Genomic DNA, 18874 nt, shown 5'->3' with positions numbered 1-18874 from the left:
AGGACAAACGGCAGAAACGGCTAATTATGACACAATTTAACCTGTCTGGATATACAGTATTGGAATGGCGCTGCGGGAAGCGTGTGAAAATTTGCATAGCGGCGGCATGTTTTCTGGAATTGGCTTAGCAGCTATCAAATTGTCCCTTTGTGGTGTTAGAATTCCCGGTTTACACTTATACAAAACGTATTATTCAGGAGATTCGATCATGGCCAGCAGAGGCGTAAACAAGGTGATTCTCGTCGGTAATCTGGGGCAGGACCCGGAAGTACGCTACATGCCAAGTGGCGGCGCAGTCGCCAACTTCACGCTGGCAACTTCCGAATCCTGGCGTGACAAGCAGACCGGCGAAATGAAAGAGCAGACTGAATGGCACCGCGTTGTGCTGTTCGGCAAACTGGCGGAAGTCGCTGGTGAGTACCTGCGTAAAGGCTCTCAGGTGTACATTGAAGGCCAGCTGCGTACCCGCAAGTGGACCGATCAATCCGGTCAGGACAAATACACCACTGAAGTGGTGGTGAACGTTGGCGGCACCATGCAGATGCTGGGCGGCCGTCAGGGCGGCGGCGCACCGGCAGGCGGCGGCCAGCAGCAGGGCGGTTGGGGTCAGCCTCAGCAGCCGCAGGGCGGCAACCAGTTCAGCGGCGGCGCGCAGTCCCGTCCTCAGCAGCAGGCTCCGGCAGCGCCTTCCAACGAACCGCCGATGGACTTCGACGACGATATCCCGTTCTAAGGCTTGCCTTAGACGCAATATTCGCGTAGTTAAAACAGAAAGCCCCGGTTTCGCCGGGGCTTTTTTTATGATTATTCCACCACCGCCTCAGGAGTCGTTTTGACCACTGATCGCGGATCGCGAGCGCTTCAGGCCGCGGGCACCTGAGCGGTTGCGGGCGTCGCCACGCCTGGCTGCGGTGCGGCGGGCTGTGTCGCTGGCCTTTGCCGCGGCGCGGCCGTCGCTTTCTGTTTGCGGGCCATGTCATCGACGATCAGCCGATAGGCGATGTAATACTTATAGATATTGCTGACGTAGGTCACCGTTTCCGCGCCGATTTTTTCTGCCGCCAGATTTTCGACATTACCGAACCAGACGTTTGGATCAAACCCGCGCTGTTTGGTCATGGTGCGCAGGCGGGCGATACGCGCTGGACCGGCGTTGTAGGAAGCAAAGGTAAATAGCGCTTTATCCAGCCGGGTCATGGGCTCATCAGCATAGTATCGATCTATCATCCAGCGCATATATTTCACGCCAGCATGAATGTTGGGATCCAGCTGTTTAATATCGCCCACCTTCAGCTCTCTTCCGGTGCTGGGCATCACCTGCATCACCCCGACGGCGCCGACGTGGCTTCGAACCGACTGGTTCAGCCGCGACTCCTGGTATCCCTGGGCCGCCATCAGCAGCCAGTCGACATCGTAGCGATCGCCATATTTACGGAAGACGTCCACCATGGCGAGGAACTTGCGCCGTTCCTGACTCGCTGCGGCATTTTTGACATATTTAGCGTTTTTCAGGTAACGCAGCAGGAGAGTATTGCCCAGCGTGGTGCCCTGACGATTCTTTTTCACAAAGTTGTTCAGCAGCGCCAGCAGCTGCGGACTGTCCTGGCGTACCGCCCACGCAATGTTGCCGCCGTCGCGCAGCACCACGTTGTCATGGACCTGGATTTTCGGAAAAACCTGTTTCCAGAAAACAGCTTTATGCTGATCGACGACGATCAACGGCACCAGCCCGGCGTTGAGCATTTCCAGCAGATCTTCATCCTCCAGCGCTTCCGGCGCCGCTTCCAGGGTAACCGGCGGTCTTGACTCACTGGCAAATCGGGCGTTCAGCGCTTGCAGACTGTCGTAATAGCTGGAGGAGCGGCGAACAAAGACCGTTTGACCGGAAAGCTGCTCCAGGCTGTCGACCTTTGGCGACGCCGGGCCGGAGATCAGCAACTCTTTGACGCCGCTGTAGAGCGGCTGAGCGAAAGCGGCCTGGGCTTCCCGCGACGGAGTGATAGTCAGGTTGGCGGCGACGATATCCCCTTTACCTTCATTGAGCGCGGTGAAGAGATTATCCCGGCTGACCGGCACGAAAACGATATGCAGCTTCAGGTGGCGCTGTTTCAGCTTTTTATCCCTGGCCAGCTGTTTATTCAGATCGTTTTCCAGCGCCATGAAAATGTCGTGCGTCGCTCCGCGTTGGGTTCCCTTATCAATAAAAAAGAAGGTCTTGCTGTAGGTGGTTAATACCCGGATGGTGCGCCGATCAAGCATGCCAGGCAGATCGCCTTTCCACGGCTGCAGCATGTCGTCGATATGGATCGACAGCGTGTTGTCTTCGGTTGCCACCGGCGGCGCTTTTTCCGCCTCCGCCGCAAGCAGGATAGGGGCGAATAACAGCGTCGCGAGGCAGGTGAGCCAGGCGATAAACAGGCGTGATAGCAAGTTGGCGTTCATGGAGGAACACTCCGCAGGGGGATGTGTTTATTTTAGCAGAACGGCCGCCGTTAGCCGGGCACGACAAGGGCGTAAAAAACATAACGATGCTGACAAATCATTTTCTCCCATCTTATCGCTTACTATTAATGTGTTTTTATCTTTACTTTAACTATGGAGATAATATGGCGGAAATGTGTTTTTTTAATGATAAATAGAAAGTAATGATAATGTTTTTATTTTATGCTTCCTCATCTGTTTTGTATTAACCTTTTGATTATTAGTATTTATTTTATTTTTATCCGATATTGATTATTATCACCTTGATAATGAATCTCATTTTTATTACCGTAGCACAGCACATTACTCTTATTATTCGCTGTCTGGATTACGCTATCAAAGAATAGCGCGAAGCGCTTTTTCTCTAATGATGAAACAGGGCACTTAATTTTATTATGCCTCATGCTGTTTTCTTATTCCCATGACTATCGGGAAGGGGCTGACCTACGCCAAAATCTGGCGAGGCGCTGAGGCGAGTATTTTATCCCCTTGTTTTTTCAATTGGGGAAGGCGTTATGCCCGACAGCAACAGAAAACAGGGCATATTCTATGAAATACACGTCTCACTTCCCGCTGGGGATCGTCTTTCCTTTGCTCGCCTGTAGTGTGCAGCTGCAGGCGGCAGAGAATATTACTGAACAATCGACTCGTGACAAGAGCACCCCAACGGCCGAAAACCAGGAGGAAACGATGGTGGTGACCGCTGCCAGGCAGAACCTGCAGGCGCCGGGCGTGTCGACCATTACCGCAGAGGAGATTCGCAAACATCCCCCCGCCCGCGATGTGTCGGAGTTAATTCGCACGCAACCCGGGGTCAACCTGACCGGTAACTCCACCAGCGGTCAGCGCGGCAACAACCGGCAAATTGATATCCGTGGCATGGGGCCAGAGAATACGCTGGTGCTGGTCGATGGAAAACCGGTCACCAGCCGTAACTCGGTACGATATGGCTGGCGCGGCGATCGTGATTCCCGTGGCGATACCAACTGGGTGCCGGCAGAGATGATCGATCATATCGATGTGATCCGCGGCCCGGCGGCGGCGCGCTATGGTAATGGTGCGATGGGCGGGGTCGTCAACATCGTGACCAAACCGACCACGTCTGAATGGCATGGGGCGTGGAATACCTATATGAATGCTCCACAGCACCGTAAAGAAGGGTCGACGAAACGTACCAACTTTAGCCTCAATGGTCCGCTGTCAGACAGTGTTAGCTTCAATCTCTGGGGTAATCTGAGTAAAACCCAGGCCGATGCTCAGGACATTAACGCCGGGCATGAAGCTGAGCGTACCGGTTCCTACGCGGGCTCTTATCCCGCCGGACGTGAAGGGGTAGTGAACAAAGATATTCACAGTAAGCTGCGCTGGGAATTCGCCCCGATGCAGGCCCTGGAGTTTGAGGCCGGCTACAGCCGACAGGGCAACCTCTATGCCGGCGACACACAAAACACCAATACCAGTACGCTGGTGAAGAGTATGTACGGGAAAGAGACTAACCGTCTCTACCGGCAAACTTACGGCGTAACATGGACCGGCGGCTGGGATAATGGCGTGACCAGCAACAGCTATGCCCAGTACGAACACACCCGTAACTCGCGAATGAATGAAGGGCTGGCGGGCGGGACGGAAGGGATCTTCTCCAGTAACGAGTTTTCAGATATCGATCTGGCCGATGTTCTGCTACATAGCGAAGTGAATATTCCGTTTACGCTGGGGGTCGATCAGAATCTGACGCTGGGCACCGAATGGAACCAGCAGCGGATGAAAGACGGTGTGTCGACAGCCCAGGCGCTCTCTTACGGGGCGATCGACGGTGTATCGGCTACCGATCGTAGCCCGTACTCCAGCGCTGAGATTTTCTCGCTGTTTACCGAAGATAATATGGCGCTAACCGACAGCACCATGCTGACGCCTGCTCTGCGCTTCGATCACCACAGCATCGTCGGTAATAACTGGAGCCCGTCGCTGAATCTTTCCCAGGAACTGACGGATGACTGGACGCTTAAGCTGGGCATTGCCCGCGCTTACAAGGCGCCTAACCTCTACCAGTTGAACCCGAACTATATTCTCTACAGCAACGGTCAAGGCTGTTACGCCAGTAGTTCCGCCTGCTATCTGATGGGAAATAGCGACCTGAAAGCGGAGACCAGCGTCAATAAAGAGATCGGTATTGAGTACAAGCATGATGGCTATCAGGCGGGAATTACCTGGTTCCGTAACGACTATCACAACAAGATTGAGTCAGGGTATGCGGCGGTGGGCACTGCCAGCAACGGTACCACCAATATCTATCAGTGGGAAAACGTACCAAAAGCGTTAGTGGAAGGCCTGGAAGGAACGCTGAATCTTCCAGTGGGGGAGACGGTTAACTGGAGCAATAACCTGACATGGATGCTGCAGAGCAAGAATAAGACGACAGGCGACCGGCTGTCAGTGATCCCGCAGTTTACCCTGAACTCGACTTTGAGCTGGCAGGTTCGTGAAGATCTCTCTCTGCAGAGCACCTTTACCTGGTATGGCCGTCAGAAACCAAAACGCTTTAATTATAAGGGCGAGGCGGTCAGCGGCAGCGAACTAAACGAAGTCAGCCCATACAGCATTGTCGGCCTCAGCGCGACCTGGGATGTGAACAAAAATCTGAGCTTCACCAGTGGGATAGATAACCTGTTTGATATCCGCCACTATCGGGCAGGGAATGCGCAAACGACTGGAAACGCGACGACGGGGGCTTACCTTTATGGTGCGGGTGCTGAGACCTATAACGAGTCGGGTCGAACCTTCTTTATGAGCGTAAATACCCATTTCTAATGGTGCTGATGAGAATGAAACCGGGTGCAGCGCGGCCCGGTTTTTTTATTTCAGATAAAAGTGGTGGAAGCGGTTATAAATGGTGACAAAATCTTCACGCCCTCTACATTATTAGCTCAAAATATCCTTTTATACTGATTTCCGTCGCGCAAGGTCGTTGATCCCGACCGGGCTCGATAATAGCATCCTGCTATTTCCCTTCTGCAATACCCCCCTGTCCCCCTTCCATTCCCAACCGCAGCGATGCGGAGGAGGGGGACCTTCCTTATTTTTGTCGCGTGACCCGGTGACGATATTGGGTGGGTGTGAGCGCATGATATTTTTTGAAGGTACGATTAAACGCACTGAGATCGTCATAACCAACCATAATACAAATATCGACAATACGGTAACCAGGCGTCGTCAGCAATAAACGGCGACAGAGCGACATACGCTGTTGGCGGATATACTCCATCGGCGAAAGATCAAAATAATAACGGAAGAGCCGAAATAAATGCCAGGGAGAATAACCAGAAATATCGCTCAGATCGTCGACGGTTAGTTTCTTATCCAGATTATTATCGATCCAAAGGATCAGGTCGTTTAGTACCGATTGCTGGAGCGTTTTGCTACGCATGATTGAGGCCAATCCCAAAAACGAATGGCTCCTCAATGAGGAGCCCCGGGTTTATTGAACGGTGAGCTCGCCGCGGCGAACCTGATAATTTTTTTGGTTATCAGGGCCAATATAGTCGCTGGCGGGTTTTGCCACCTGCAGATGACCAAACGCGGTTGATTGCTCTGCATGATAATTTTCGCCGTCATTCACGTCGCCGCGCCCGTTATAACGGGCAATGGCCGGGAAGGGATACACCGGACGCGTTGAGATAACGGCTGGAGCGGCGTCAGCGTAAGGCTGACTGATTTTCTGCACGCCGTGAAACTGCGTTTGCGCATCTGATTTTTCTGTCATCGGCGGCAGCCTGGCGGCGACTGGCGCCCGTTTTCCGGCCATAAGCTCTTGCGGCGCGATGCCTTCCTCGGTCCAGCGCATCAGCGGGGTAAGGAGATCAATTTGATCGTAACCTTCGCCATTACCGCAATGTGCTACCCCAGGCAGCAGGAATAACCGCAGGAAGGTATCCGTTGCGGCATGGCCCATCTCTGCTTCTACGCCGCGGTAATAGGCGATAGAAAAGGCTGGGCTGACGGAGTCATCGGCCAGACCGTGCCACAGGATAAGCTTGCCGCCGCGCTGTTGATAGGCATGAAGATTGGTATTTGCCGCGTTATAGAGCGGTGCCAGTTGAGCGACGGCGTCAAAATTCTGCTGATTAAGTGGGAAATCCCGCATCGAATGGATCTTCTGTTTTCCTCCCGGCAGGAGCACGGATTGCAGAGCCGGTAGTACCATCATTTCCGACATTGAGTGGCCGGTCGGCGTCTCCGGCACCGGCCAGCGTAGCTCGGAGCCCAGCGGAAGACCGCCAGCGACGAACTGGGCGCCGTGGCTGTCGTAAGCGCCTCGGTAGAGCTTTTTCACTACCTCAATCTCTTCCTGTGTCAGGCAGGCGGAACGGTCCTGAGCGTTGGCAGGACAGCGGGGGAGCCAAGTCTCAGAGAACTGACAGGCATACGGGTTTTGCAGGATGCCGTCCTGCACGCCGGAAAGCGTCGGGCAGTGAGCCAGTATGGCCTGGTGAATCAAAGGTAAGCGATCTTTCAACAAGACAGCGGTACCGTCGGGACGCTGATTGGCGGCCACATTCCAGCCGTGGAAGAAGGAATTCTGAAACTGGAAAAAGGCCGCAGGCGCGCCAGCGCTGATACCGTCAAAATCCTGCGGAAAGCGCTGTGCTTCCATCAATGCTTCGCGACCGCCGTCTGAGCAGCCCATAAAGTACGCGTATTTTGGCGGCTGGCGGTAAAGCATCTGAATCACTGCTTTGCTCAGCACTGCGGACAGGTGGTTGGCGCGCCAGGCAAAATCGATGCGCTTTTGCGGATCCTCGGCCCATGAAGCATCCATCATACTGCCATGGTGCCCCATATCGGTTGCTGCCACCACGAACTCGCCGTTCATTGCCGGCAGGCAGCCGCTGGCATTCGACAGACTCAGGTTAATGCTCCCGCACAGTCCGCCGCAGCCGACCTGCAAGAAACGTTGACTCCAGCGCTGGGTCGGCAGGGCAATCTGCACGCCAATCTGGGGGGCGATAGTGGCGCTCACCTTGCACCAGCTTCCCTGCGCGGAGGTTTGCATTTCAGTGTGGTTGATAGTGACCTTTGCGCCAACGGCGGCGCTGAAGTCGGTAGCGCTCAGCGCATCGCATGTCAGCGCGGGGAGAACAATCGGCAGACTGGAGGCAGCCTGCGCTGGCGAAGCGAACGATAACCCAAAGAGGGTGCAGATAATGATGGGTAAGATCGTTTTAAGTAAGCGTGACATACGCAATTCCCTGTAATTGATGATGGGAGGCGGCAGGATGGTGAAGCCTATTCCTCACTTTCCCTGGCGAGGCGCCACTGCTTGGCTATTGTAGATAACGATAGACTTTCCTTGATGCCTTGATAAGGCGTCCCTACTGTATTCTGCTATTTTGAGGAAAATATGGAGATTTTCGCCATTGTCATCTGGCGGTAAATACATGAAAGAATGTTGTGATGTCGATTGCATAATTTATTCAATTTCTCTTCATTATATCTGCTGGCTTTAAGAATATGATTGTGCCTGTTCCTGGTGATTCCAGAGAACAACATTCCTAACGAGATCCTTCCCCCTTTCCATTAGCAAGAAAGGGGGCTTTTTCAATAAAAACCGTTCAGGCAAATCTAAATATAGCTCTGGTGTTGGCCATTAGAACCACGGAGTTCAGGGAAAGTTCCATCCTTAAATATATTTTTAAAGATGATTTAACATCCTTTTTTTCTCCATTTTGTCGCCATAATTGCATGTAATTCTGCGCCTCGCTCAGGTTAATTCTGTCGCATATCTTAGATACGCAACCTGAACAAATAAGCTCAACGCCAGCAGATAACTGCTATTGCTCATTATCTCGTAGACGACACATTCATGTTAAAAAAGACTCATATCATCAGCGGATTATTGATTACCCCTTTAACGTTGTACGCCGCAACATCATATCAAGTTGATGATATTCGTTTTGAAGGGCTGCAGCGCGTGACCGTCGGGGCGGCGCTATTAAGTATGCCGTTGCACGCGGGAGAAACGGTGACGCCAGAGGAAGTCAGCGAGGCGGTGCGCGCGCTGTATGCGAGCGGCAATTTCGAGAATGTGCAGATCCTGCGCGATGGGAAAACGCTGGTGGTGCAGGTTAAGGAGAGGCCCACTATTGCCAGCATCAGTTTTTCCGGGAATAAGTCGGTGAAGGATGATGCGTTAACGGAGAATCTCACCGCGACAGGTATTTTTGCAGGTAGCGCACTGGATAGAAATTCGCTCAGCGAAATAGAAAAGGGGTTGCAGGATTTCTATTACAGCGCGGGGAAATACAGTGCGCAGGTTCACGCTGTGGTGACCCCGTTACCGCGTAATCGCGTTGACTTAACGTTCGTCTTTCAGGAAGGCGTATCGGCGAAAATCGCACAAATAAACATTATCGGTAATCAGGCGTTTCGAGAAGAGACGCTCCTGGACCAGCTTCAGCTACGCGATAATGTGCCGTGGTGGAACGTGGTAGCGGATAAAAAATACCAGAAACAGAAGCTGGAAGCCGATCTGGAAACGCTGCGCAGTTTTTATCTCGATCGCGGCTATGCGCGCTTTGCTATCCAGTCCACGCAGGTCAGTATGACGCCAGATAAAAAATCCCTGTATATCACCATCACCCTCAATGAAGGCGAACGTTATCGGGTCGACCGAACTCAGGTGACAGGCGACCTGGCGCAGCATGGACCGGAGATCGAGGCCCTTGCCCAGCCGCTGGCGGGGGCATGGTATAGCGGGGCGCAAGTCACCACGATTGAAAATGAGATCAAAAAGCGTTTCGGCAAGTATGGTTATGCCTGGCCGCAAGTGACGACCACGCCGGAAATCGATGATGCGCATCACCGTATGACGCTGCATATTCAGGTCGACGCGGGTCGCCGCTACTCGGTACGCCAGATCCGCTTTTCCGGTAACGACACCTCCCGGGACGCGGTGCTGCGTCGTGAAATGCGTCAAATGGAAGGGGCGTGGCTCAACAACGAAAAAGTCGAGCAAGGGAAAGTACGTCTTGACCGAACGGGTTTTTTTGAGAACGTTGAACAGCAGATCGTTCCGGTTAGTGGGACGGCGGATCAGGTCGATGTGGTCTACAAGGTGAAGGAGCGCAACACCGGCTCATTTAACGTGGGCCTGGGATTTGGAACGGACAGCGGCATGAGCTATCAGCTTGGCGTGACTCAGGATAACTGGCTGGGAACAGGCAACAGCGTTAGCTTCAACGGGACGCGCAACAGCTATCAGTCTTATCTTGAACTGGGGGCGACGAATCCGTGGTTTACCGTCGATGGCATTAGCCTGGGCGGAAAGATTTTTTATAACAGCTATGATGCTTCCGATGCGGACGCCGGGAGCTATAACCAGCAGAGCTACGGCTTAGGCAGTACGCTGGGGTTTCCAATTAGCGAAAATAACTCCCTGAACCTGGGACTGGATTATGTTCATAATCGGCTGACTAATATGGATCCGGAGCTGTCGACCTGGCGCTACCTCAGCTCTCGCGGAATCGAGCCCAGCGTGGTGACGAAAGATGGCGACAGCGGCGCGAAATATAGCGCCAACGATTATTTTATGAGTATTGGATGGGGTTACAACGACCTCGACCGCGGCTTTTTCCCGCGAGCGGGAAACAAAAGCAGCCTTAGCGGAAAACTGACCCTCCCCGGCTCGGATAACAGTTATTACAAACTCTCCTTTGACACTGCCCAGTATCTGCCACTGAACGAGAATAAGCGCTGGATCTGGATGGAACGCCTGCGTGCAGGCTATGCCGGCGGGTTAGACGGCAAAAGTGTGCCGTTCTACGATAACTTTTACGCTGGCGGTTCGTCGACAGTGCGCGGCTTCTCATCTAACACCATCGGGCCTAAAGCGGCCTATTACCGTTGTAACGGCAGCGAAAGCAGCTATAGCGCCTGCCCGCTGGACTCCTCATCTGATGCGGTCGGCGGGAATGCCATGGCGGTGCTGAACAGCGAATTTATCATTCCAACCCCCTTTGTGAATGACAAATATGCCGATAGTCTGCGAACCTCGCTGTTTGTTGATGCGGGGACGGTCTGGAGCACCTCCTGGCAAAACACCGCGCAGACGCAGGCGGCAGGGATCCCTGACTACGGCGATCCGAGTCATATTCGTCTCTCCGCTGGGATTGCCGTGCAGTGGATGTCTCCTCTCGGTCCACTGGTCTTCTCATGGGCAGAGCCATTTAAAAAGTATGATGGCGATAAAGCAGAGCAGTTTCAGTTTAATATCGGCAAAACCTGGTAAGGCCCCAGCGGAGCCTATTAGACCGGTGTGGCAATATTCTGTAGACGGTACCCCGACATACGGATTGAGCTAAATAAGATCAATCGCCATGGCGATATTATCGCTAAGATATTCGCTATGGCGGTATACCAAAGACATTTACCCGAGCGCGGCCTGATGGCTGCGCGGGTCTGTTGTCGTACGCCGAGGCAACCGCGCAATAAATAGCTGGCTGCCGTCGTCCTCTCTGCCGGCGGAAGCTTTGACGACGCTCAGCGCCACATCGTCTGATACGAATGGATGAAGACTCATCCAGAGGGACTAATACGTATTGTCAGTTATTTTTATTTAATCTTAATTTTTATTATATTTTCTTTTCTTAGGTTGATTTGTTTCTGTTTTTATAGGGTCTAATCATTAATCTCTCGACGAAAAGTAAACGTTACTAATAATGGAGTATGTTGTTAGGAATTGTCTTAAGTCACATAATTGTCAGGGATGCTTGCAGTTTATATTAATGAATGCTATCACTATATACGGTAACAATTTGTAGCATTTATATAAGGAAGGAATATGAAATGGACTATTCTTAATACTCTGATCTGCCCGCAATCCGGCATCGCCTTTTCGGCGATATCCAGTCTGCGTTTCTTAAAATTTATTATGTGGTACGAGGCCGATGTGATCCTGCTGCCCGGCGAGACAATGAAGCTCTATTCCTCAAGAGTTTTAATTAATGACCAGTATCATTCATTAAAAATCTACAACATTGCGGTGTACGACGAGGCGCAGTGGGAAATATTACGCGAGCGGCCATCGTGCCCGTACCATGCCGGCGGCGAGCGGTCTGACTCCTGTTTTTACCAGTCCTTTTGCGCGATTAAGCGCTGCCCGAATAATATTCCCCGCAGCGAAACCTGGCGTTAGTCAGGCCACGCCGGGGGCGGTGTAGCGTCATTTCTCCAGCAGGGCGGCCAGTCGTGGCTGGACGCCTGCGCAGCCGGCCAGCACGCGGTTACCTCGCCGCAGCCCCTCATTGGCGAGAAACGCATTGCATGTTCCGCCCGCCTCCTCAATCAACAACATGCCTGCCAGCGCGTCCCAGCTGTTCATATGCGCTTCATAATAGGCATGGAGCTGGCCGGCGGCGACATGCGCCAGCATCAGGGCGCCCGCGCCGAAGCGGCGATATTCCAGGCCGGCGTCGAGCAGGGCGGTGATGGCCCAGGCGTAGTCGCTGGCCGGGGCGCGGCTGGAGCGGCCCATACCCACTACCACTGCATCCGGATCCGGTTCGCGTAGCGTCAGGCGCTGGCCGTTGAGATACGCGCCTTCGCCGCGACCGGCGAAGAAAAACTCATCGCGATCGGGGGCGTAGATAATGCCAAGCGTCAGCTCACCCTGGCACACTCGCGCCAGCGAGATACACCAGTAATCCATACCGAGGATAAAGTTGGTGGTGCCATCGACAGGGTCGAGCACCCAGACGGTCTGTGCATCGCCGGCGAAACCGCTCTCCTCGCCGAGGAAACCCTCCTGGGGAAAATGGGCCTGCAGCCAGCCTTTAATCTCTTGTTCTACCGCGAGATCCGCCTGCGACACAAAATCCTGGCGCGATTTTTTATCGACCTGTAATCCCGCATCGCGTAGCGCCTGGGCGTGGGCGCCAGCCTGGCGAATTAAGGCGCATAATGACTCTCGTTGTGCTTCCGTCATAGTCCTGCTCTCAGATAACAAAGGGCGACGTGCGCCGGTGAATTAATGTCACCTCCACCCAGGTGGTGCGTGAAGGTTGTAAAGGGTCGGCGGTGCGCTCCAGCAGCCGGGCAAGCGCCTGGCGGGAAATCGCCGCCACATCCTGATGTAGGGTGGTGAGCTGATAGCTATATTGCGCGGTCGGCGGCGTGTTATCAAAACCAATCAGCTGAAAATCCTCAGGCGCCTGTTTGCCGCGCTGGCGCATCCCATCAAGAAAGCCACAGGCAAGCTGGGCATTCGCGCAAAAGATCCCCTCAGGCACCTCGTCAGCGAGCGCCGCGGCCTGCTCACCGCCGACGTAGCCCTCTTCCGGACAGGCGAGGTGCGCCAGGTCGCGTTCGATGTCCACTCCGCGCGCCTGTAGCGCCCGGCTGAATGCTTCACCGCGCATGCGCCCGGCCCAGGTGGAAGGGAGAGTATTGAGCCAGCCGAAGCGCCGACAGCCGCTGCGCAACAGCTGGTTAGCGGCCAGTTCGGCGCCGGCGGCGTTATCAGAGCAGACATAATCCACCCCGGGGATCGTCGGTTGACGGTTAATGCCCACTACCGGAATATGCTGGTGAACGCACTCGTTCACCAGCGCTTCCGGCGGCTGGCCGGAGGTAACGATAACCCCGGAGACGCGAAACTGCGTGAAACGGCGCAGGGTATGCGCCAGATCCTGCTCGCTATGGATCTCGCTCACCAGCGCCTGAAAGCCCTGGCGCTGGATCTCGTTGAGCAAGGCATCAAGCAGGGCGCTGCGAAAAGGATCGCTGATGCGCGAGACGATCACGCCGATTAAGTGGCTGCGCTGGCGGTTCAGCCCCTGGGCGAGGAAGTTAACCTGATACCCCAGCTCTTCGGCGGCGCGCAACACCCGCGCCCGGGCATCGGGAGAGATGCTGCCGTTGCTGCTCAACGCCCGGGACACCACCGCCCGGGAGACGCCCGCACGCCGTGCGACATCCTGGGCGGTGACGCTGGCTTTACGTGATGCGGCGCTCATAGGATGTGCGCCTCGTCGGTAAACGGGGGACGCGGCAACGTTAAGGCGAGCCCATCCCGGGAAACGAATAACCCCGGCCACGGCTGGCAGGCCTGCTTCAGCCCCGGCAGGGCAGCGTCCTCGCAGTGATAGAGCCCCAGCGCCGGGAGCTGCAGCGTTCTGAACAGCATCAGGCAAGAGGGGAAATCGCCATGAGAGGCGTCATCGTCCAGGGCCGCCACCGAGGCACACTCCTGAAACGCCAGCCCGGCGCCGGCCATCAGGGCCATCGAGTCGGCGGTCGGCCGGCCATCGCCGCTGTAAAACAGCGTCTGCCCGGCAATGGTGATACGGATGGCGCGATTACTCAGCTCATGCTGGGTGGGGGCAGTGCGGATCTGCCAGTCCTGCCACGTCCAGGCTTCGCGACATGCTTGCCAGTCGATGGTGAAACCGAGCTCCGCCTGCGGCCAGTTCGCCAGCGCGGCCAGCTGCATGAGCACCGGCTGCTGCGTCGGCTGGCAGTAGATAATCAGCGGCTTCTGGCGGGAGCCGCTTTTCCAGTAATTCAGCAGCGCCGTCAGACCGGTGCAGTGGTCCGGATGAACGTGGGTGAAGTAGATCGCGTCGATATCGTTGACCCCGCCGCCGCGCTGCCAGAGCGCGCGGGGAACGGTGGGTCCGCAGTCGATTAACCACTGTTTGTTGTCCGCGTCGATTACCCGCAGCGCGGAGGTATTTTGCGTGCAGGAAAAGGCGCTCCCGCAGCCAAGCACATCTATTTTCATTTACCCTCGCCAAAATTTTTTGCCGCTTAATTAAATTGTCATAAATACCCGACAAAGTAGGCTCACATCATGTCGAGTTAACGTTGCATTTTTTTTACAGCTAAATGAACACGTGTTCACAGCAATAAAAAATGCCCGCAACAGCGCTGTCAGGTAGCGAATATGAGTTATTTAAAGATCTCCGGCCTTAAAATTAGTTATGGCGATAAAGTGGTTTTACATAATATCGATCTGGCGGTCGAGCAGGGGGAGATGATCGCGCTGCTCGGTCCTTCGGGATGTGGAAAAACCACCCTGCTGAATGCCCTCTGCGGTTTTATTCCGGTGGAAAGCGGGGAGATCTCCATCGCCAGCCGAGCGATCACCCATCAGGCGCCGGAGCAGCGCAATATCACCATGGTGTTTCAAAGCTACGCCCTGTGGCCGCACCTGACGGTGGCGCGCAATATTGGCTATGGCCTGAAGCTGCGCAAATGGCGCGGGGCGGACATCACACGGCGAGTGGCGGAGCTGCTACGGATCGTCAATCTCGACGGGCTGGCTGACGTGAAGGTGACTGAACTGTCGGGCGGCCAGCGGCAGCGGGTGGCGCTGGCGAGGGCACTAGCGATAGAGCCTCAGGTGCTGGTGCTGGATGAGCCGTTATCTAATCTGGATGCCAAAGTGCGGCTCAATGTGCGCCATGAAATTAAATCTCTGCAAAAGAAACTCGGCTTTACGTCGTTAATTGTCACCCACGATCAACAGGAGGCATTAGTGATGGCGGACCGTATTGCAGTATTAAACCAGGGGCGAATTGAGCAAACCGGCACGCCGCAACAAATATATCAGCGACCCGCGACACCCTTCGTCGCTGATTTTATGGGCGCCGATAATAAAATAACCTCTGATGAAATATCTGCTGCCGCAATATCCGGTTTATCCGCAGCTCAGCAGGGTGAAAAAGTCATTTATTTCCGCAGCGCCGATGCCACGCTCGGCGAATTAACGCAGCCCGCGCCGCAGGAGGGGCTCGCCCTGGAGGGGATGGTGGAGCAAAGCGCGTTTCTGGGCAATCTGTATCGCCACAGCGTGCGCTGCCATGACCGCCTGCTGCAGGCCGACTCCGCTCAGTGCTGGCCGACGAAAAGCCGCGTCAGGCTCCATGTGCCCATGCCGGCCCTCCATATTTTTCCTTTACCACTATCACAGTGATATCAGCGTGTTCATTCTGGGGACAATCCATGTTTACTAAGACGAAAGCAGCGATCTTAACGACCCTCTGCCTGAGCGTTAGCGCCCAGGCCGACACCTTTCTTAACGTCGCTACCGCGGGCGATCAGAATATGGTGGATTACGTGAAAACCTGGCTGGGGCCAAAATTTGAAGCCGCTCATCCCGGCGTCAAGGTGCGGGTGATCGGTACCGGCCCTGGCGACGCCGGGTCGAATAAAATCAGCGAGAAGTTGAGCGCCCAACAGGAGAGCGGCGCGCAGCAGTGGGATATCGACGTCGCCGTGGTGCATCAGAAGGCGGGGGGCGAGCAGGTGGAAAAGGGATTGCTGCAAAAATATCGCCAGGATATTCAGACCGGCGGCATGGTGAGCTCGCCGAGCGCCACCCAGGCGCTCGGCGTTAACGTCGACGGATACGTCATGCCGATGTTCTTAAGCCAGACCGCTATCGCCTGGAACAGCGATCTCGTCAGTACGCCACCGGCGTCGTATGACGAGCTGGTCGCGTGGACGCAGAAACATCCGCAGGCTTTTGGCTATAACGGCATCAAGAACGGCATGTCCGGCGTTAGCTTTGTGGTGGGCTGGATCTACGCCTACGGGACCGGCGCCGAGCGCCTCTCCTCCGCGCCTTATGATAAAAGCGTCGAAAAGGGCTGGCAGCAGGCCTATGCGAAACTGAAAGCGTTTAATAAAAATGTCACTTTCACTCCGGGCAACGCCGGAACGCTCGATATGCTAAGTCGGGGAGAGATCGCCATGGGCCCGGTATGGGTCGACATGTTCTATAGCTGGAAAGATCAGGGCAAGCTGCCGCCATCGATAAAGCTCGCTTTACTGGCCCCGGGTATGCCGGGTCAGCCGATGTATTACGTCATCCCAGCGAAAGCGGCGAATCCGCAGCTGGCGCGCGACTTTATCGCGCTGGCCACCAGCCCGGAAGTGCAGGCGCAGGGGATCGTTAAGCAGTTCAACTGGTACCCGGGCATCGACGCCGGGCAGGTGAAGCCGAAGCTGGATGCGGCGACCTGGCAAAAGCTGTTTGCCGAAATTTCGCCTGAAGCCCTGGCGAAGTATGGCAAAAGCTTCCCGATCGCCCCCTACTTTGACGATATCAAAGAGGGTTACGAAAGCCAGGTGGCCAATTAACCCTTTTTCCAGCCCGGGTCGCCGACCCGGGCGCTTGCTTGTGCCAACGCCAGGTCCTTTATGTCCAGTTCATTGAAATATTTGCTGCTGGTTGCCCCGGCCGCGCTGATGATCGCGGTCCTGTTTTTGTATCCGCTGGGGTTTTCGCTGGTCTCGGCGTTTACCGCGCCGGGACAGTCGTTCACCCTCGATCATTTTCGCAAGGTCTATGCGCTTTACGCCAACGATGTGCTCTTTTCGCTGCTTATCGTGCTGATCTCAGTGGCGTTGTTAGCGCTGATCGCCATTACCCTCTCGGCAGTGATTGCGCTGTCGCCTTGCCGGCCCGTTGTTCGCCTGCTGGGTTTTTTGTATCGCTTGCCGCTGTTTATCCCCTTTATTGTCGTCGCCCAGATGATGCGCACTTTTCTCGCCAAAAATGGCCTGATGAACAATGCGCTGGTGGCGGCCGATCTGGTCAGGCCGCTGGAGACCCTCTCCTGGCTGGGATGGAAGGGAATTGTCATTACCTTTGTCTGGAAGCAGCTGGCCTTTGCTACGCTGTTGATCTGCGGAGCGATGGCGGCGCTGGAGCCGTCGCAGATCCTCGCCGCACGTAATCTTGGCGCCTCCCGGCCGCGGCTGCTGTTCGATATTATGCTGCCGCAGGTCCTGCCGACCATCGGAGTGGCGCTGGTGCTGTCGACGGTAACCATGATGTCGGTGCTGTCGGTACCGCTGATGATCGGCGTGGGGACGCCGACGATGCTGACCGTGGATATGGCGTTTCGCGTCAATTCCTATGGTGATTATGCGGTGGCGAATGCGCTTGGCGTGGTGTCGCTGGCGATCTGCGGCGCGCTGTCGTGGTTTTACCTGCGCCACAGCCTGCAGCAAAAAGGCGGTGAAGGATGAAAGCGCTGCACCTTGCTTCCTCTCCGTCATGGTGGGTAAGAGGACGCCGTAAAGTGAACGCCAGCCCGGTGCTGCAGACCCTGCTACTGCTGTTTATGCTGCTGGCGATGTTTGGCCCGCTTCTGAACCTGTTGATCTGGACCGTAGCGGAAAGCTGGTATTTTCCCCATTCGCTGCCCAGCCAGTGGGGCCTGAAGTACTGGTATCAGGTCTTCAATCCGTACAGCGATGTCTCCAGCTCGCTGTTAACCAGCGTACTGATCGCCCTGCTGTCGGTGGTGGTCTGTTTGCTGATTTCCGTTCCCGCCGGCTATGCGCTTTCCCGGCGGAAAATGCCGCTGCGGGTGCTGTTTATGCTGCTGTTTCTCCTCCCGCAGGCCTTTCCCAACCTGACGGTATACATGAATATTGCCCGTTTGTTTTACCAGTGGGGCTTGAACGGAACTATCGCGGGGGTGGTGCTGGTGCATAGCGTCCACGGTCTGATGTACTCGGTGTGGATCTGTGTGGCCGCGTTTTCAGCCATCGACCCGCTGCTGGCGCGGGCATCGCGTAACCTGGGCGCCGGACCGATGTATACCTTCTGGCACATCGTGCTGCCGCAGGCGGCGCCGGGGATCGTTGCCGCCAGCATCTTTGTTTTTCTGGAGTCGTTGGATGAGTTTACCGGCACCTTCTTCGTCGGGGCGCCGGATGTCACTACGCTGCCGCTGCTGCTCTATAACGCCAGCATGTCGGGTAACTATCAGGTCTCGTCGATTACCGCGCTGATTTTACTGGCGCCATCGCTGCTCTTTATGGTGGTGATCCATAAATTTATGCGTCCGGAGATGATGGCGAAACTGGGGAAATAAGGGCTGCAGAAAACGAAAAAGCTTCCCGGTGGGAAGCTTTTTAACCTCAGGTCATCATCATTGGCCATTCTGGCGGTGTCTGACTCATGACTTCAATCATCACATCTTTGATATTGCCCCAGATTTTGGCAATATCGAGCAGGGTGATGCCGAGCAAACCGGTGGCGAACCAGCAGGCGGCGGCAAGGCCGAGGCAGCTGCAGATCACCGCCAGACCGGCATAATCGCTTTTGCGAAGTTGGATATTCAGTGAACTGGCAAGAAACATCAGTACCGCGCTCACCAGGGGCCAGCGCAACAACACAACACTGGTAGTAATGGAAGCCATTAACCTGTCCTCAAAGAAAGTCGGGGAGCCATGGACGACCTGGCGCGACTGACGATGGCATAGCGCTCTGGTCTCAACTGGCGTACTAGAGAGTGATGAAACGCCATTTCTGTTTCATCAACTTGTGTGAACTATATCACACTTGGCGCTTTATTCACCAGTCAAAAAATGAGCTTTC

General features: G+C 55.0%; 15 protein-coding genes. 8 read left to right on the top strand and 7 right to left on the bottom strand.

What is annotated here, in order from left to right; translation table 11 throughout:
- The first annotated feature begins 208 nt into the window (after nucleotides 1-208).
- On the top strand, nucleotides 209-733 hold the full coding sequence (ssb1, locus tag ACOI7D_RS21800) for a single-stranded DNA-binding protein SSB1 (RefSeq protein WP_004151744.1): 525 nt from the start codon (nucleotides 209-211) through the stop codon (nucleotides 731-733).
- Between the two features lie 128 nt (nucleotides 734-861).
- On the opposite strand, the gene ACOI7D_RS21795 is transcribed toward ssb1, so the two are convergent.
- Complete coding sequence (locus tag ACOI7D_RS21795) at nucleotides 862-2442, bottom strand: lytic transglycosylase F (protein ID WP_032454565.1); 1581 nt, start codon at nucleotides 2440-2442, stop codon at nucleotides 862-864.
- A 588-nt stretch (nucleotides 2443-3030) separates the two neighbouring features.
- Between ACOI7D_RS21795 and ACOI7D_RS21790 the strand changes: the two genes are divergently transcribed.
- Nucleotides 3031-5289 (top strand): TonB-dependent siderophore receptor, encoded by a 2259-nt coding sequence (locus tag ACOI7D_RS21790; RefSeq protein ID WP_117140837.1) that lies wholly within the window; start codon nucleotides 3031-3033, stop codon nucleotides 5287-5289.
- A gap of 265 nt (nucleotides 5290-5554) precedes the next feature.
- On the opposite strand, the gene ACOI7D_RS21785 is transcribed toward ACOI7D_RS21790, so the two are convergent.
- Together ACOI7D_RS21785 and ACOI7D_RS21780 are read right to left on the bottom strand one after the other, a co-directional pair.
- Complete coding sequence (locus tag ACOI7D_RS21785) at nucleotides 5555-5923, bottom strand: helix-turn-helix transcriptional regulator (protein ID WP_109546748.1); 369 nt, start codon at nucleotides 5921-5923, stop codon at nucleotides 5555-5557.
- Nucleotides 5924-5956: 33 nt separating this feature from the next.
- Nucleotides 5957-7717 carry a tannase/feruloyl esterase family alpha/beta hydrolase gene (locus ACOI7D_RS21780; protein ID WP_109546747.1) on the bottom strand — a complete coding sequence of 587 codons (1761 nt, stop codon included), beginning with the start codon at nucleotides 7715-7717 and terminating at the stop codon, nucleotides 5957-5959.
- A 624-nt stretch (nucleotides 7718-8341) separates the two neighbouring features.
- Between ACOI7D_RS21780 and bamA the strand changes: the two genes are divergently transcribed.
- Both bamA and iraM read left to right on the top strand, forming a co-directional pair.
- On the top strand, nucleotides 8342-10765 hold the full coding sequence (gene bamA / locus ACOI7D_RS21775; protein ID WP_109546746.1) for an outer membrane protein assembly factor BamA: 2424 nt from the start codon (nucleotides 8342-8344) through the stop codon (nucleotides 10763-10765).
- A gap of 552 nt (nucleotides 10766-11317) precedes the next feature.
- On the top strand, nucleotides 11318-11671 hold the full coding sequence (gene iraM, locus ACOI7D_RS21770; protein ID WP_023291644.1) for an anti-adapter protein IraM: 354 nt from the start codon (nucleotides 11318-11320) through the stop codon (nucleotides 11669-11671).
- Nucleotides 11672-11698: 27 nt separating this feature from the next.
- Here the strand turns inward: iraM and ACOI7D_RS21765 are convergent, their stop codons facing one another.
- From ACOI7D_RS21765 to ACOI7D_RS21755, 3 genes are read right to left on the bottom strand one after another with little or no spacing between them, the layout of a single operon-like run.
- Nucleotides 11699-12460: an inositol monophosphatase family protein gene (locus tag ACOI7D_RS21765; RefSeq protein ID WP_049013107.1), complete on the bottom strand. Its 762-nt coding sequence runs from the start codon at nucleotides 12458-12460 to the stop codon at nucleotides 11699-11701.
- Nucleotides 12461-12470: 10 nt separating this feature from the next.
- Nucleotides 12471-13490 carry a LacI family DNA-binding transcriptional regulator gene (locus tag ACOI7D_RS21760; RefSeq protein ID WP_050533637.1) on the bottom strand — a complete coding sequence of 340 codons (1020 nt, stop codon included), beginning with the start codon at nucleotides 13488-13490 and terminating at the stop codon, nucleotides 12471-12473.
- On the bottom strand, nucleotides 13487-14257 hold the full coding sequence (locus ACOI7D_RS21755) for an MBL fold metallo-hydrolase (RefSeq protein ID WP_044525138.1): 771 nt from the start codon (nucleotides 14255-14257) through the stop codon (nucleotides 13487-13489). The genes ACOI7D_RS21760 and ACOI7D_RS21755 overlap by 4 nt, the downstream gene beginning before the upstream one ends.
- 162 nt (nucleotides 14258-14419) lie before the next feature.
- Between ACOI7D_RS21755 and ACOI7D_RS21750 the strand changes: the two genes are divergently transcribed.
- From ACOI7D_RS21750 to ACOI7D_RS21735, 4 genes are read left to right on the top strand one after another with little or no spacing between them, the layout of a single operon-like run.
- Nucleotides 14420-15451 carry an ABC transporter ATP-binding protein gene (locus ACOI7D_RS21750; RefSeq protein WP_048296440.1) on the top strand — a complete coding sequence of 344 codons (1032 nt, stop codon included), beginning with the start codon at nucleotides 14420-14422 and terminating at the stop codon, nucleotides 15449-15451.
- A 29-nt stretch (nucleotides 15452-15480) separates the two neighbouring features.
- Complete coding sequence (locus ACOI7D_RS21745; protein ID WP_044525140.1) at nucleotides 15481-16620, top strand: extracellular solute-binding protein; 1140 nt, start codon at nucleotides 15481-15483, stop codon at nucleotides 16618-16620.
- Between the two features lie 60 nt (nucleotides 16621-16680).
- Nucleotides 16681-17514 (top strand): ABC transporter permease, encoded by an 834-nt coding sequence (locus ACOI7D_RS21740; RefSeq protein WP_044525141.1) that lies wholly within the window; start codon nucleotides 16681-16683, stop codon nucleotides 17512-17514.
- The gene (locus ACOI7D_RS21735) at nucleotides 17511-18368 is read left to right on the top strand and encodes an ABC transporter permease (RefSeq protein ID WP_044525142.1); all 858 of its coding nucleotides are present in this window, start codon (nucleotides 17511-17513) and stop codon (nucleotides 18366-18368) included. Before ACOI7D_RS21740 ends, ACOI7D_RS21735 begins: the two co-directional genes overlap by 4 nt.
- A 46-nt stretch (nucleotides 18369-18414) precedes the next feature.
- Here ACOI7D_RS21735 and ACOI7D_RS21730 read toward each other — a convergent pair whose 3' ends face one another.
- The gene (locus ACOI7D_RS21730) at nucleotides 18415-18696 is read right to left on the bottom strand and encodes a YjcB family protein (protein ID WP_002885064.1); all 282 of its coding nucleotides are present in this window, start codon (nucleotides 18694-18696) and stop codon (nucleotides 18415-18417) included.
- Nucleotides 18697-18874: the final 178 nt, after the last annotated feature.

The organism is Klebsiella sp. C360, from assembly GCF_048822415.1.
In the GTDB taxonomy this organism is placed as follows: domain Bacteria; phylum Pseudomonadota; class Gammaproteobacteria; order Enterobacterales; family Enterobacteriaceae; genus Klebsiella; species Klebsiella quasipneumoniae.
The sequence above is the reverse complement of the archived record's forward strand: the minus strand, read 5'-3'. Positions and strand labels throughout refer to the sequence as shown.